The following is a 14,948-nucleotide window of genomic DNA, read 5'->3' on the forward strand; positions in this document are numbered from 1 at the left end:
GCGGGCCGGCCCCGGGGATACCGGTCCCGGCCCCCCCCGGGGCCCGCGGGGGGGGGGCCCCCGCCGGGGGGGGGGGGGCCGCGGGGGGGGGCGGCCCCCCGGGGGGGGGGGGCGGGGCCCCCCCCCGGCCCCCCCCGCCGCCGACCGTAGACCACCACCGGGAGACCCGCGTGCCGCTCCCCGAGCCCGCCACCGTACGCCGGCACAACCGGCCCGTCGACCACACCGACCGACTCTGGTCGGTGCGCACCCAGCTACTCGCGCCGATCCTGGTCGCCACGATCGGCCTGGTCGTGCTGGGCACCACCCAGACCGGCACCGCGCTGGACGCGTCCACCGACGCCGACCGGGCCCGGGTCCTGGCCGGCACCGCGACCGCCACCGTCCGACTGGTGCACGAGCTGGAACGGGAGCTCGGCGAGACCGCCGCGCTGCGCCAGCGGGGCGGCACCTCCGGGCGTCCACTGGTCGACGCCCAGCAGCGCCGGGTGAACGCGGCCGTCGACCGGTACCGGGAGGCCAGCCGGGACGCCCGGCGGGCCGCCCCCGACCTCGGCGAGGTGCTCGACGGCGCGGCCGGTCAGCTCGACCAGCTCGACCCGACGCGCAAGCTCGCCCTCGGGGCCGACACCGCCGATCCCAGCTACGGGACGATGGTCGAATCGCTGCTCGCGGTCGCCGACGCGCTGCCCGCCCAGGTACGCGACCCCGACCTGGCCAACGGTGCCCGGGAGGTGGCGGCGGTGGCCGCCCAGGAGCACCTGGCCGCGCTGGAACGGGACCTGCTGCGGACGGTCTTCGTCCGGGGCGAGCTGGCCCGGGGGGAACTGGTCCGGCTCGGCCAGCTACGCGGGGCGCAGGAGCAGCGGCAGGCCGAGTTCTCCCGGATCGCCGGTCCGCAGGCCGCGGCGGCGTACGCCCGGCTGCTCACCGGCTCGGACGTCTCGACCGCCCGCCGGATGCGGGACAGCGCGCTGAACGCCGAGGTGGAGCCGGCCGGCCTGAAGACCGACGGTGACGCCTGGTACGTCGCGCAGAGCGGGGCGATCCGCCGGTACAACCTGCTCGGCCGGGAACTCTCCGAGGTGCTGGACCGGGAAGCCGTCGCGCTGGCCCGGGACACCCGGCGGCAGGCCCTGCTCACCGCCGGCGCGACCACGACGGTGGCGCTGGTGTCGCTGGCCACGGCGGCGCTGCTCGCCGTCCGGACCAGCCGCCGGCTACGCCGGCTGCGGGTGGCGGCGCTCGCCATGGCCCACCGGGAGCTGCCGGACCGGATCACCGCGATCGCGGCCGGCGAGGGCGCCCCCGCCGAGGGCACGGCGGCCCGGCTCACCGCCGGGATCAGCCAGGGCCGGGACGAGGTGGCCCAGGTGGCGGCGGCGTTCGACACGGTGAACCGGGCCGCGCTGCGACTCGCCGGTGAACAGGCCGAACTGCGGCTGGACGTGACCCGGATGGCGGAGGCGCTGGCCCGCCGGATCCGTACGCTGATCACCCGGCAGCTCCGGCTGCTGGACGAGTTCGAGCGTGAGGAGCACGACCCGGAGGCGCTGGCCCGGTTCTTCCAGCTCGACCACCTGGCCGCCCGGATGCGCCGCAACGGTGAGAACCTGCTGGTCCTGGCCGGCGGGGAGCCCGGCCGGGCACTGGAGGGCGCACACCTGCTCTCGGACGTGGTCCAGGCGGCGGCGGCCGAGATCGAGGAGTTCCCCCGGGTGGAGATCGACGTACCGACCGCCGCCGTGCACGGCCCGGTGGTGGGAAACCTGGTGCACCTCATCGCCGAACTGCTGGAGAACGCCACCGTCTACTCGCCGCCGCACACGCCGGTGCACGTCGACGGCCGGCGCACCGTCGACGGGCTCACCCTGCGGGTGCACGACCAGGGCATCGGCCTCAGCACGGCCCGGCTCGCCGCGATCAACGAGCGGCTGCTGGCGCCGGCCACCCTGTCCAGCGCCGCCGCCGGCAGCATGGGCCTGCACGTGGTGGCCCACCTGGCGGCCCGGCACGGGGTGCGGGTGCAGTTGCACGACACCGGCCGTGGCACGGTGGCCCAGGTCGAGGTGCCGGAGGCGGCGCTGACCCGGGTGGAGGCGGTGGCCGTGCGGACGACGCCGACCCCGCGCGCCACGCAGCCGTCGGCCGCCCCCTGGTTCCGGCCCCGTACCGCCGCCGCCGGCTCGGCGGCCACCGTGCCGGGCGCGACGGTGGCGACCCGGGCGCAGAGCCTGGCCGGAGCCGCCCCGGCCAGCTTCCACCGGCCGGCGGCCCCGCCGCCGATGGTCGGGCCGGGGGCCCGGGGCCTACCGGCCCACGCCTCGGCGGTCCCGGGGCCGGCCGGGTCGCCGCCCGGTCAGCCGATGCCGCCGCTCGCCGGGTCGTCGACCACCGGGGCCGGCCTGCCACGCCGGATCCGGGGCGGCCAGCTACCGACCGCGCTGCACCAGGCTCCGGTCCCGCCCGCCCCCTCGACCCGGCCCGACGACCTGCTCGACCCCGAGGTGGTCCGGGCGCGGCTGTCCGCGCTCGCCGAGGGGGTGGCCACCGCGATGCGACGTGGCCAGCAACCGACACATCCCAGGAGAACCGAATGATCCCTTCCGTGAGCGCCGGGCTGGACTGGCTTCTGGCGAACTTCGCCCAGCAGGTCCCGGACGTCTCGCACGCCCTGGCCGTCTCCGGCGACGGCCTGCGGCTGGCCGCCTCGCCCGACCTCTCCCCCGACCAGGTCGACCAGCTCGCGGCCGTGATCAGCGGGCTGGCCAGCCTGACCGTCGGGGCGGCCCGGCTGATGTCCGCCGGCCGGGTACGCCAGCAGATCGTCGACATGGACGGCGGGGTGCTGCTGGTGATGGCGGTCGGCGAGCGGGCCCTGGTCGGGGTGTTGGCCGCCCCGGGCTGCGACCTGGGCCAGATCGGCTTCGAGACGGCGACGCTGGTGCAGCGGGTGGCGGAGGCGCTGGAACCGGCGGTCCGGGCATGATCCCGCGCCCGCTGCGGACACTGGCCGCCCTGCTGGTGGCCGCGCTCGCGGTGGCCGGCTGTGCCGACGCCGAGGCCGCGCCACCGGCCTGGCACGGTGGGCGGATCTTCCTGGCCACCGGCAACACCACCGGCGTCTACTACCAGCTCGGCGGCGGCTACGCCGACGTGATCAGCCGGCACCTGCCCGGGTACGAGGCCCGGGCCGAGCCGACCGGCGCGTCGGTGGAGAACATCAACCGGGTGGCCGGCGGGGACATGGAGATCGCGTTCAGCCTGGCCGACACGGCGGCGGACGCGGTCGCCGGGCGGGGCGCGTTCACCCAGCCCCAGCCGGTGCGCGCGCTGGCCCGGGTGTACCGCAACTACACCCACGTCATCGTCCGGGTCGACGCGAAGATCGCCAACTTCGCGGCGCTGCGCGGGAAGCGGGTCTCCACCGGTTCACCGAAGTCCGGTACGGACGTCATCGCCGGACGGCTGCTCACCGTGGCCGGCATGGACCCGGACCGGGACGTACGCCGGGTGACGCTCTCGCTGCCGGAGACCGTCAAGCGGATGCGGGCCGGCACCCTCGACGCGATGTTCTTCTCCGGCGGCCTGCCCACCCCGGGCGTGGCCGACCTGCTCGCCGGCGCGCCGGGGACGTTCGAGCTGCTGCCGACCGCCGACCTGATCGAGCCGCTCAGCGCGAAGTACGGCTCGGTCTACACCACCGCCGAGCTGCCGAAGGAGACCTACGGCACGGCGACCGACACCCCGACGGTCACCGTGGCGAACGTGATCCTGGTCAGCGCGGACATGCCGGAGCGGCTGGCGTACGACCTGACCCGGCTGCTCTTCACCCACCAGGGCGACCTGATCGACGTACACCCGGAGGCGGGCAACTTCACCCGGCAGAGCGCGGCGGGCACCGACCCGATCCCGCTGCACCCGGGGGCGGCCCGGTTCTACCGGGGCGGCTGACCGACACGTCCCGCCGGCAGCTCGCCGCCGGGATCAACATGATCAACTCAACGTCGCCGACACAGCGGTATCCGTCCGCTCCGATACCGCCGGATCAGCGATGTTGCGCACCGCACGTCGACACCTGGCTGACGTCAGGCGTCGGCGGGTGCGGTGGCGGCGCGGGCGGCGGCGACCAGCCGGTCGGTCTCGGCGCTGACCTCGTCGTCGGACGGGGTGCCGGGTTCGTAGCGCACCGTCCAGCTCAGGCCGTCCACCCCGGCCACCCGGCGGGCCGCGATCCGGCCGGCGCCGCCGGGCACCGGCTCGGACCGGGTGTACGCCACCGAGCGGGTCACCCGGGCCCGCACCTGGTGCGGCAACTCGCCCGGGTCGAGCAGCAGGTACGTCTCGGCGGGGCAGTCGGCCACCACCCGGTAGCCGTCCCGCTCGGCGACCGTCTCGGCGGGGGTGACGGTCAGCTCCCGCCCGGACCAGACCGCCTTGAGGATGTCGTGCCAGCCCAGCCGGTGCCCCCGGCCGGGCAGCCAGAGCCCGAGGTTGCTGGCCACCACCACGCCGTCGCCCTCGCCGTTGCCGGCGGCGGCCCAGGCCAGCACCCGCTCGTCGGCGGCCAGTGGGGGCCGGGCGGCGGGCGGCAGCTTCGGTTTCCGGCCGAACAGTCCCATCACAGTCCTCCCGCGGCCTGCTCGCGTAGGGCCCGCGCGTGCTGTTCCAGCGAGAGCAGTTCCCCGAACAGCGCGAAGTACTCGTCCTTCTGGGTCACCGGGTTGATCCGCTGGATCTTGGATTTGAGGTCCCGGATCCGGCCGGTGACCGAGCCCCACTGCAACCGGGCCACGGTGATCGAGACGTACCGGGGGTCGGGCTCGCCGTCGATCCGCAGCGGCTCCACGGCCAGCTCACCGACGAGGGCGCGGGCGGCCAGGTCCTCGCAGGCGTCCCGGACCGACTCGATCCAGACCGCGCCACCGGCCGCCGTGGCGACCCCGCCGGCCGAGGCGATCGCCGCCCGGACCGCGACGTGCACCGGGTGCCGGTACTCGGCGGCCTCGACCGCGTCGAACATCGGACCGGCGAGGACCGGCTCCTGGAGGGCGAGCTTCAACGCCTCCCGTTCGACCATCGACTGCGGGCTGTCCGCGTCCGGCGCGGCCGGGCGGGTGCGCGCCCGGGCCGGGGCGGCGGCCTCCCGCTCGCCGGGGCCGTTGGCGGCGGCCAGCACCGCCCGCTGCACCGGCTCGATCTCCATGCCGAGGTCACCGGCGAGTTTGCGGACGTACTCCGGGCGCTTCTCCCGGTCTTTGATCTTGGCGACCAGCGGGGCGGCCCGGCGCATCGCCTCCACCCGACCGTCCACCGTGTCCAGGTCGTACCGGTTGATCACGTGGCGGAGCGCGAAGTCGACCAGCGGCTCGCGGCGGGCCACCAGGTCACGGATCGCCAGGTCACCCTTTGCCAGGCGCAGCTCGCACGGGTCCATGTTGTCGGGGCTGACGGCGATGAAGGTACGCCCGACGAACCGCTGGTCGTCCTCGAAGGCGCGCAGCGCGGCCTTCTGGCCGGCGGCGTCCCCGTCGAAGGTGAAGATCACCTCGCCGGCCACCGCGTCGGTGTCGAGCAGCAGCCGGCGCAGCACGGCGATGTGGTCGGCCCCGAAGGCGGTGCCGCAGGTCGCCACGGCGGTGGTCACCCCGGCCAGGTGGCAGGCCATCACGTCGGTGTAGCCCTCGACGACGACCACCTTGCCCTGCTTGGCGATCTCCCGCTTGGCCTGGTCGATGCCGTAGAGCACGTGCGACTTCTTGTAGATCGGCGTCTCGGGGGTGTTGAGGTACTTCGGGCCGTCGTCGTCGTCGAAGAGTTTCCGCGCGCCGAAACCGATCACGTCGCCGGTGATGTCCCGGATCGGCCACATCAGCCGGCGGCGGAACCGGTCGATCAGGGTGCCCGAGCGGGACGGCCGGGACAGCCCGGCGGTGACCAGCTCGTCGTGGCTGAAGCCCTGCTGGCGCAGGTGCTTGGTGAGCAGGTCCCAGGCGTCCGGGGCGAAGCCGCAGCCGTAGCGTTCGGCGGCGGCCCGGTCGAAGCCGCGCCGGGCCAGGAACTCCCGGGCCGGGCGGGCGCCGGCCGTGGTGAGCTGGGCGCGGTAGAACTCGACGGCGGCGGCGTGCGCGGCCACCAGCCGCTGCTTCTGCCCCTGCTGCGGGCGGGCCGCCCGGGGGGTGGCCTGGTCGCCCTCGACGTAGCGCAGGGAGATGCCGACCCGGTCGGCGAGCCGCTCGACGGACTCGACGAAGCTCAGGTGCTCGGCGTCCATCAGGAACTTGATCGCGTCGCCGCCGACGCCGCAGCCGAAGCAGTAGAAGACGTTACGGGCCGGGGAGACGTTGAACGACGGGCTCTTCTCGTCGTGGAACGGGCACAGACCCTTGAGGTTGCCGCCGCCGGCCGACCTGAGGGTCACCGTGTCGGAGATGACCTCGGCGATGGAGGTGCGCTCGCGGACCAACGCGATGTCCTCGTCCCGGATCCGCCCAGCCATCTCCTGCCACCCCCTCGGCGTACATCCTGCCCTGCCGCACCGACGATCCGCCGCCGGGGGACGGCGGGTGGCCCGACGCCGCCGCGCACCGCGTCGACGGCTCAGCCGACGGCGGCGGCCTCCTCGGCCTCGACCTGCCGGGTCCAGTCCTGCTTGGTGGAGCGCCAGCCCTCGTCGTCCATGCCCCGCCGCCAGTAGCCGGAGATGGACAGCGCCTCCCTGGGGACCCCGCGTTCGACCCGCAGCAGCCGGCGCAGCTCCTTGACGAAGGTGGCCTCGCCGTGGACGAACGCGTGCACCCGGCCGGGCGGGAACTCCAGCGCCCGGACGGCCGCGACCAGCGCCTCACCGACCGGCCGGTCGGCCCGGTGCAGCCAGGTCAGCGCCACCGCGCCGGGACTGCGCAGCGGCTGCTCCTCGGCGCGGTCGGCGACCTCCACCAGGACGACCGCCGGGGCGCCGGCGGGCAGCCGCTCCAGCGCCGCGCCGATGGCCGGCAGGGCGCTCTCGTCGCCCACCAGCAGGTGCCAGTCCGCCGTCGGATCCGGCGCGTACGCCCCGCCGGGGCCGGTGAAGAGCACCTCGTCGCCGGGGCGCAGCCGGGCCGCCCACGGACCGGCCAGCCCCTCGTCGCCGTGGTGCACCACGTCCACGGTCAGCTCCCCGGCCTGCGCGTCCCAGGCGCGCACGGTGTACGCCCGCAGCCGGGGCCACTGCTCGCGGGGCAGCTCGCGCCGGATCGCCGCCAGGTCCACCGGCCGTGGGTGGTGCACGCCCGGCTGCGGGAAGACCAGCTTGATGTAGTGGTCGGTGTACTGCCCCACCGGCAGACCGGCCAGCTCTTCCCCGCCGAGGACGACGCGGACCAGGTGCGGGGTGGGCCGCTCGGTCCGCAGGACCCGGGCCGAGGTGACTGTCTTGGGGCGCTCCGTCATGCCAGTTAGGCTAACCTAACCTGCCCGGCTCGCCCACATCGCGTCGGGCTCCGGACCGACCGGTCAGCCGGGCGTGCCAGGCCACCGCCGCCGGGTCGGTGAGCGAGGCAACCTGGTCGACCACCACCCGCAGCCGGGCGGCGTCGTCCCCGGCCGCCCGGCACAGCGGCGCGAAGACCGGGTCGAGCGCGTCCGGGGCCCGGTCGGCGAGCACGGTGACCAGCTCGGTGAGGATCTCCCGCTGCCGGTGGTACCGGGCCCGGGCGTCCGGGCGGCGCATCACGTACCGCCAGGCGATGCCCTTGAGCAGCGCGCACTGCGCCCGGATCCGGCGCGGCACGATCAGGTCGGCGGCGTACCGGCGGTGCGGGCCGGGACCGTGGCGGTCCCGGGTGGCCGCCACCGCGGTCGCCACGAACCGGCCGGTGAGCACGCTGGTGGTGGTCTTGAGCGCGACCTGCGACCGGTGGCTGCCGTCGTACCCGGCCAGGTGGGCGAGCACCGGCTCGGCGAGCAGTTCGACCAGCACCTCGCCGAGGTCGGCCGGGGACTCGCCGGAGTAGACGGCGGCCACGTCGCCGCAGAGCGCGGCCCGTTCGTCCGGGTCGTCGAGCAGCGGGCGCAGCGAGACGTACCCGCCGTGGATGCCGTCCTCGACGTCGTGCACCGAGTACGCCACGTCGTCGGCCCAGTCCATCACCTGCGCCTCCAGGCAGCGCCGCGCGCCGTCGGGCAGGCCGGCGCCGTCGACGGCGGCGTCCCCCGGCGGTACGCCCGCGCGCAGCCAGTCGAAGACCGGCCGGTCGTCGGCGTACACCCCGAACTTGCGCAGTCCCGGCTGCCGGGGCCACGGGTACTTGCTGACCGCGTCGAGCGAGGCCCGGGTGAGGTTGAGCCCGACCGGGGTGCCGTCCGGGGCGAGCACCTTGGCCTCCAGCCGGGTCAGCACCCGCAGCGTCTGGGCGTTGCCCTCGAACCCGCCGCAGGACGCCGCGAGCGCGTCCAGGGCGACCTCGCCGTTGTGCCCGAAGGGCGGGTGCCCGAGGTCGTGGGCGAGCCCGGCGGTGTCCACCAGGTCCGGGTCGCAGCCGAGCCGGGCACCCATCTCCCGGGCGATCTGGGCCACCTCCAGCGAGTGGGTCAGCCGGGTACGCAGGAAGTCGTCGGTGCCGGCGACGTGCACCTGGGTCTTCGCGGCGAGCCGGCGGAAGGCCGCCGAGTGCAGCACCCGGGCCCGGTCCCGCTCGTACGGCGACCGCCCGTGGCCGGTGTCCTTCGGCGCCTCCTCGACCCGCCGCCGCGCGTCGCCCGGCGCCGGGTCGGGCCGCGTCGGGGTCGGGTCGTCGGGTGCGTCGGGCACGGTCAGCCCTGCCCGCGCAGCACCCGGAACTCGTTGCCCTCCGGGTCGGCCAGCACCGTCGACCCGGCGTCGGCCCGGCCGGCGTCGACGGACCGGGCGCCCATGTCGACCAGCCGCTCCACCTCGGCCTCCGGGTCGGCCGGGCGCAGGTCGAGCCGGAGCCGGTTGGTGGCCTCCTTGGCGGCGGCGACCGGGACGAAGACGATGCCGGGCAGCCGGTCGACCGCCGCCCGGATCTCCACCTGGTCCGGCTGTTCGGCGACGACCTGGTAGCCGAGCGCCTCGGCCCACCAGCGGGCCAGCCGGCCCGGGTCCCGGGCGTCGACGGTCACGCCTGCCCAGACACTCGTCATGCGGCCACCCTTCTCCGACAACGGTCGCGGGAGCCCAGGTTACGCCGGGACGCGGCGGACGGCGCGGTCACGGACGGCCGCACCGCGACCCACCACGCCACCTACCTGGCGGCGCTGGTCGCGGTCAACTTCGGCGTCGGGCCGCCGACCCGGTACGCCGGGGCGGCGCGTGCGGTCGCCGGCCCGGCGGGTGCCCGGCGGCGGCTCCGGGGTCCGGGGCCGCCGCCGGTCGTCGTCCGGGCCGCCGCTCAGCGGCTGTCGGAGCCGTCCGTCTCGATGGCGGCCCGACCGGCCTCCAGCCGGGCCACCGGCACCCGGAACGGCGAGCAGGAGACGTAGTCCAGCCCCACCTCGTGGAAGAAGTGCACCGAGTCGGGGTCGCCGCCGTGCTCGCCGCAGACGCCGAGCTTCAGCCCGGGGCGGGCGGCCCGCCCCTCCTCGGCGGCGATCCGGACCAGCCGGCCCACGCCGTCGCGGTCGATCGACTCGAACGGGGAGATGCCGAAGATGCCCAGTTCCAGATAGCGCCAGAAGAACGCGCCCTCGACGTCGTCGCGGGAGAAGCCCCAGCCCATCTGGGTGAGGTCGTTGGTGCCGAAGGAGAAGAACTGGGCCGCCTCGGCGATCTGCCCGGCGGTCAGCGCCGCCCGGGGCACCTCGATCATGGTGCCGATCAGCACCTCGACCCCGCTGTCCCCGACCACCTCCGCGATGATCTTCTCGGCCTCGGTGCGTACCGTCTCCAGCTCCTGGACGGCACCGACCAGCGGGACCATGATCTCCGGGAAGGCCGCGCCGCCGTCCCGGGTGACCGCGACGGCGGCCTCGGCGATCGCGCGGACCTGCATGGCGAACAGGCCGGGGATGACCAGCCCCAGCCGGACGCCGCGCAGGCCGAGCATCGGGTTCTCCTCGTGCATCCGCCGGACGGCGGCGAGCAGCGCCTCCTCCTTGGCGACGTCCTCGCCGCGTTCCTGGGCGACGGCGACGTTGACGGCGAGCTGCTCCAGCGGGGGCAGGAACTCGTGCAGCGGCGGGTCGATCAGCCGGACGGTGACGGGCAGCCCGGCCATCTCGCGGAAGATCTCCACGAAGTCGGCGCGCTGCAACGGCAGCAGGGCGGCGAGCGCGTCCTGGCGGTCGGTGGCGGTGGCGGCCAGGATCAGCCGCTCGACCAGTTCGCGCCGGTCGCCGAGGAACATGTGCTCGGTGCGGCACAGGCCGATGCCCTCGGCGCCGAAGCGCCGGGCCCGGGCCGCGTCCGTACCGGTGTCGGCGTTCGTCCGGACCGCCAGCCGCCGCTTGGCGTCGGCGTGCGTCATGACCCGGTGTACGGCCCGGACCAACGCGTTGTCGATGTGCTCCGGGTCGAGGCTGCCCTCGAAGTACTGCACCACCTCGGACGGCATGACCGGCACCTCACCGAGGTAGACCTTGCCGGTGGTGCCGTCGATCGAGACCACGTCCCCTTCGGAAACCGTCCGGCCGTCGACGACGAACCGCTTCGCCGGCACGTTGACCTCGATCTCGTCGGCACCGGAGACGCAGGTCTTGCCCATGCCTCGGGCCACCACGGCGGCGTGGCTGGTCTTGCCGCCGCGCGAGGTGAGGATGCCCCGGGCGGCGATCATGCCGTTCAGGTCGTCCGGGTTGGTCTCCCGGCGGACCAGGATCACCGCCTCGCCCTCGGCGGCCAGTTCGACGGCCCGGGCCGAGGTGAAGACCACCTTGCCGGAGGCGGCCCCCGGGGAGGCACCGATGCCCTTGGCGACCGGCTGAAACTCGTGGTCGAGCTGGAAGCGGGGGAACATCAACTGGGCGAGCTGCGCGCCGTTGACCCGGTGCAACGCCTCGTCGAGGTCGATCAGGCCCTCGTCGACGAGCTGCCCGGCGATGACGAACGCGGCGGCGGCGGTGCGCTTGCCGACCCGGGTCTGGAGCATCCAGAGCTTGCCGCGCTCGATGGTGAACTCGATGTCACAGAGGTCCTTGTAGTGCCCCTCCAGCCGGGCCATGATGCCGAGCAGTTCGTCGTAGGACTTCTTGTCGAGGCGTTCCAGCTCCTGCAACGGCACGGTGTTGCGGATGCCGGCGACGACGTCCTCGCCCTGGGCGTTGGCCAGGTAGTCGCCGTAGATGCCCTGCGCGCCGCTGCCCGGGTCGCGGGTGAAGGCGACGCCGGTGCCGGAGTCCGGGCCGAGGTTGCCGAAGACCATGGCGACCACGTTGACCGCGGTGCCGAGGTCGGCCGGGATGCGCTCCTGGCGGCGGTAGAGCACGGCCCGCTCGGCGTTCCACGACTCGAACACCGCGCGGATGGCCAGGTCGAGCTGCTCGCGGGGCTCCTGCGGGAAGTCCCGGCCGGTGTGCTTGAGGAAGATCTTCTTGTACGCGTCGACCAGCCCGCGCAGGTCGTCGGCGTCGAGGTCCAGGTCGTTGGTGGTGCCCTTGGCGCGCTTGGCCTCGTCGAGGGCGTGCTCGAACTCCTCGCCCGGCACCTCGCAGACGGTCTTGCCGAACATCTGGATCAGCCGGCGGTAGGAGTCCCAGGCGAACCGGTCGTTCTGCCCGGCCTGGGCGCTGAGCCCGACCACGCTGCGGTCGTTGAGGCCGACGTTGAGGACGGTCTCCATCATGCCGGGCATGGAGAACCTGGCACCGGAGCGGACCGAGACCAGCAGCGGGTCCTGCGGGTCGCCGAGGCTGCGCCCCATCTCCCGCTCCAGGGCCACCAGGTGCGCCTCGATCTGGCCGGCGAGCCCGTCCGGCTCCCGCCCGGTCGCCAGGTACGCCTTGCACGCCTCGGTGGTGATGGTGAAGCCGGGGGGAACCGGCAGGCCGAGGTTGGTCATCTCGGCGAGGTTGGCCCCCTTGCCGCCGAGCAGGTCCTTCAGGTCCTTGTTGCCCTCGGCGAAGTCGTAGACGTACTTGTTGTCCGCCGTCTCTTGCGCTGCCACCAGAGCCTCCCACGCGCGCCGGAATTGACACTTAACGAAGGTTCAGTTCTGACATACCCCGGGGCCGACCACCGGTAATCCCGGCGTCGTCAGCGGTCGGTGGGCGAAGGTTAAGCGAACATCGGGTGGGCTGGGACCGTTCGGTGACAATAGGCACAGCCATCACGACTATCCGCGTTCGTGCCGGTTTCTGGGAACGCTTCCATGCGCACGATCACGCAATTCCGTCTCCCCCTCGTACTCTTGACGTCACTGGTTCTGCCGAACCTGACCTTTGCCATATCCATCGCAAATACACCCCCGGAGCAGTCACCGTGCCGCCCACCCCGCGTACCGGCGCCGACCCCGCCCACCCCGGCCCGGCCGACCTGCCCGGTCACCCGCCGGCCGCCGCCGACCTGGCCCGCAGCGCCGCCGCGACCGCCGCGAGCCTGCTCGCGCCAGCGGCCGGCGAGAGCCTGCTCGCGCCAGCGGCCGGCGACGGCGTGCTGCCCGCCCCGGCCTCGCTGGGCGATCCGGCACTGGCGCCGACCGCGCTCGGCGACGTGGTGCCGGCACCCGAGTCGGTCACCCCGGATCCGGCCGCCGACTTCACCCTCCCCGCCGACGCGGCCGTCCGGGTGAGCGCCGACCCGGCCGCGCGGGAGGTCGCCGGTTACCTCGCCGAACTGCTGCGGCCGGCCACCGGCCACCCGCTGCCGGTCACCGAACTGCCCCCGGCCACGGGTACGACGCCGGCCGGCGACCCGCTGGTGCTCGCCCTGGCCGCCACCGTCCCGCCCGCCGGGTCGACCGGCGCGGGCGTCCCCGCCGCGCGGACGGCGGGGCCGGGCGAGGTGGGCGTCCCCGCCGCGCGGGCGGCGGGCGAGGTGGACGTCGACGTGCTGGGCCCGGAGGGGTACCGGCTCGACGTCACGCCGGCCGAGGTGCGGATCACCGCCACCACTGCCACCGGACTGTTCCACGGCGTGCAGACGCTGCGGCAACTGCTGCCGGCGGAGGTCGAGAGCCGTACGCCGGTCGACGCCCGGTGGGTGGTGTCCGGCGGGGTGATCGTCGACCGGCCGCGCTTCACCTACCGGGGCGCGATGCTCGACGTGTCCCGGCACTTCTTCGGCGTCGACGACGTGCTCCGGGTGATCGACCACCTGGCCCGGTACAAGCTCAACCGGCTGCACCTGCATCTCACCGACGACCAGGGCTGGCGGATCGCCGTCGACTCCTGGCCCCGGCTGGCCACCGTCGGCGGGACCACCGAGGTGGGCGGCGGCCCGGGTGGCTGGTACACCGCCGCCGACTACCGGCGGATCATCGGCCACGCCGCCCGCCGGCACGTCACCGTCGTACCGGAGGTCGACCTGCCCGGCCACACCAACGCGGCGCTGGTCGCGTACCCGGAGCTGGCGCCGGACAAGGTCGCGCCGCCGCCGTACACCGGCACCGAGGTCGGCTTCAGCTACGTCGACCCGACCGACGAGCGGACGTACGACTTCGTCGCCGACGTGCTCGGCGAGGTCGCCGCGCTCACCCCCGGGCCGTGGCTGCACGTCGGCGGCGACGAGGCGTTCAAGGTGAAGGGCACGGCGTACACCGGTTTCGTGGAGCGGGTACAGCGCATCGTCGCCGGACTCGGGAAGACCGTGGTCGGCTGGCACCAGATCGCCCCTGCCGGGCACACCGCCGGACGGGTGCTCCAGTGGTGGGGCACGACCGGTGACGACCCCGTGGTCGTCGACGCGGTACGGCGCGGCGCGCGGGTGATCCTCTCCCCCGCCGATCACGCCTACCTGGACATGAAGTACGCCCCGGACACCCCCATCGGGCACGACTGGGCCGGCCTTATCGACGTCCACCGGGCGTACGGCTGGGACCCGGCGGCGCACCTGAACGGGGTGCCGCCCGAGGCCGTGCTCGGCGTCGAGGCCCCGCTCTGGACCGAGTCGGTGACCTCGCTGGCCGAGGTGGAGTTCATGCTCCTGCCCCGGCTGCCCGCCCTCGCCGAACTCGCCTGGTCCCCGCCGGCCACGCACGACTGGGCCGGGTTCCGCGACCGGCTGGCCGGCCACGGCCCACGCTGGTCGACGGCCGGTATCACCTTCCACCGCGCCCCGGAGATCCCCTGGCCGGGCGAACGGCCGTCACCCGCGCCCGGAACCCCGACGGCATCCGATCCGGCACCACCCGCCCCGCCAGCGCCCGGCTCCGGCACGTCGATTCCGATCCAGCCGGAATCGACCGACACCACCACAATTACCGGCTGAGGTCGCGCCGCATCGGGCTCACCACTACATCCAGGATGTAGTGGCATCCCCGGTCCCGGAGGGGACTACATCCTGGATCGAGCACGATCTTGGACAGGCACCCTCAACGGACCACACGGTCACGTCTCGGACAGACCGCCCGGCCAGCCCACACGGGGTCACGTCTCGGACATCGCCCGGCCGACCGTGCGGTCAGGTCTGGGCAGGTGAGCCCGGGCGGGCATGTGGTCAGGTCTGGGCAGGTGAGCCCGGGCGGGCATGTGGTCAGGTCTGGGCAGGTGAGCCCGGGCGGGCATGTGGTCAGGTCTGGGCAGGTAAGCCCGGGCGGGCATGTGGTCAGGTCTGGGCAGGGAAGCCCGGGCGAGCGTGCGGTCGGTGGGCGAAACGTGCCCTCGTGGGCGAAACGCTTCACGCGGTGAAGCGCGGTCCGGGCCCGCGCGTCCCGTGGTCGGGGCCACCCCCACCACGGAATCCCCGCCAGGGTCCGGGCGTTGTACATGGCATACCACCGCCGCTGGCCCACCCCCACGGTCGCCCGGTGGTGCGCGCCGGTCCCTCCCGACCAGCCCCGGAACGGGCCGTG

9 protein-coding genes and 1 pseudogene are annotated in these 14,948 nt (G+C 74.6%); 4 read left to right on the plus strand and 6 right to left on the minus strand.

Annotated elements, in window-relative coordinates; all coding sequences use genetic code 11:
* The first annotated feature begins 170 nt into the window (after positions 1 to 170).
* From ACIQG9_RS25225 to ACIQG9_RS25235, 3 genes are read left to right on the plus strand one after another with little or no spacing between them, the layout of a single operon-like run.
* Positions 171 to 2,600 carry a nitrate- and nitrite sensing domain-containing protein gene (locus tag ACIQG9_RS25225; protein ID WP_400406892.1) on the plus strand — a complete coding sequence of 810 codons (2,430 nt, stop codon included), beginning with the start codon at positions 171 to 173 and terminating at the stop codon, positions 2,598 to 2,600.
* Positions 2,597 to 2,989, plus strand: coding sequence for a roadblock/LC7 domain-containing protein (locus tag ACIQG9_RS25230; protein ID WP_400406894.1), 393 nt, complete (start codon positions 2,597 to 2,599; stop codon positions 2,987 to 2,989). Before ACIQG9_RS25225 ends, ACIQG9_RS25230 begins: the two co-directional genes overlap by 4 nt.
* Positions 2,986 to 3,954, plus strand: coding sequence for a TAXI family TRAP transporter solute-binding subunit (locus tag ACIQG9_RS25235; RefSeq protein ID WP_400406897.1), 969 nt, complete (start codon positions 2,986 to 2,988; stop codon positions 3,952 to 3,954). The genes ACIQG9_RS25230 and ACIQG9_RS25235 overlap by 4 nt, the downstream gene beginning before the upstream one ends.
* Positions 3,955 to 4,088: 134 nt before the next feature.
* On the opposite strand, the gene ACIQG9_RS25240 is transcribed toward ACIQG9_RS25235, so the two are convergent.
* From ACIQG9_RS25240 to ppdK, 6 genes and pseudogenes are all read right to left on the minus strand, one after another.
* Complete coding sequence (locus ACIQG9_RS25240) at positions 4,089 to 4,622, minus strand: hypothetical protein (protein WP_400406900.1); 534 nt, start codon at positions 4,620 to 4,622, stop codon at positions 4,089 to 4,091.
* Positions 4,622 to 6,524: pseudogene (gene dnaG / locus ACIQG9_RS25245) on the minus strand (DNA primase). The gene ACIQG9_RS25240 and the pseudogene dnaG overlap by 1 nt, the downstream one beginning before the upstream one ends.
* 76 nt (positions 6,525 to 6,600) lie before the next feature.
* Complete coding sequence (locus tag ACIQG9_RS25250; protein WP_400406903.1) at positions 6,601 to 7,434, minus strand: siderophore-interacting protein; 834 nt, start codon at positions 7,432 to 7,434, stop codon at positions 6,601 to 6,603.
* Between the two features lie 10 nt (positions 7,435 to 7,444).
* Entirely contained in the window at positions 7,445 to 8,794 is a 1,350-nt protein-coding gene (locus ACIQG9_RS25255) for a deoxyguanosinetriphosphate triphosphohydrolase (protein WP_400406906.1), read from the minus strand.
* 2 nt (positions 8,795 to 8,796) lie between these two features.
* On the minus strand, positions 8,797 to 9,147 hold the full coding sequence (locus ACIQG9_RS25260) for a VOC family protein (protein WP_400406909.1): 351 nt from the start codon (positions 9,145 to 9,147) through the stop codon (positions 8,797 to 8,799).
* A gap of 248 nt (positions 9,148 to 9,395) precedes the next feature.
* Entirely contained in the window at positions 9,396 to 12,104 is a 2,709-nt protein-coding gene (ppdK, locus tag ACIQG9_RS25265; RefSeq protein WP_400406912.1) for a pyruvate, phosphate dikinase, read from the minus strand.
* 368 nt (positions 12,105 to 12,472) lie between these two features.
* Here ppdK and ACIQG9_RS25270 point away from each other — a divergent pair, with 368 nt between their 5' ends.
* Positions 12,473 to 14,365 (plus strand): family 20 glycosylhydrolase, encoded by a 1,893-nt coding sequence (locus ACIQG9_RS25270; protein WP_400406924.1) that lies wholly within the window; start codon positions 12,473 to 12,475, stop codon positions 14,363 to 14,365.
* Positions 14,366 to 14,948 lie beyond the last annotated feature (583 nt).

The sequence above is a fragment of the Micromonospora sp. NPDC092111 genome (genome assembly GCF_044755745.1).
Lineage (GTDB): Bacteria > Actinomycetota > Actinomycetes > Mycobacteriales > Micromonosporaceae > Micromonospora.

Bases quoted from the DNA above. Each gene is read 5' to 3' on its own strand.
- ACIQG9_RS25230 (WP_400406894.1), top strand. From the start codon at position 2,597: ATGATCCCTTCCGTGAGCGCCGGGCTGGACTGGCTTCTGGCGAACTTC.
- ACIQG9_RS25235 (WP_400406897.1), top strand. From the start codon at position 2,986: ATGATCCCGCGCCCGCTGCGGACACTGGCCGCCCTGCTGGTGGCCGCG.
- ACIQG9_RS25260 (WP_400406909.1), bottom strand. From the start codon at position 9,147: ATGACGAGTGTCTGGGCAGGCGTGACCGTCGACGCCCGGGACCCGGGC.
- ACIQG9_RS25240 (WP_400406900.1), bottom strand. From the start codon at position 4,622: ATGGGACTGTTCGGCCGGAAACCGAAGCTGCCGCCCGCCGCCCGGCCC.
- ACIQG9_RS25250 (WP_400406903.1), bottom strand. From the start codon at position 7,434: ATGACGGAGCGCCCCAAGACAGTCACCTCGGCCCGGGTCCTGCGGACC.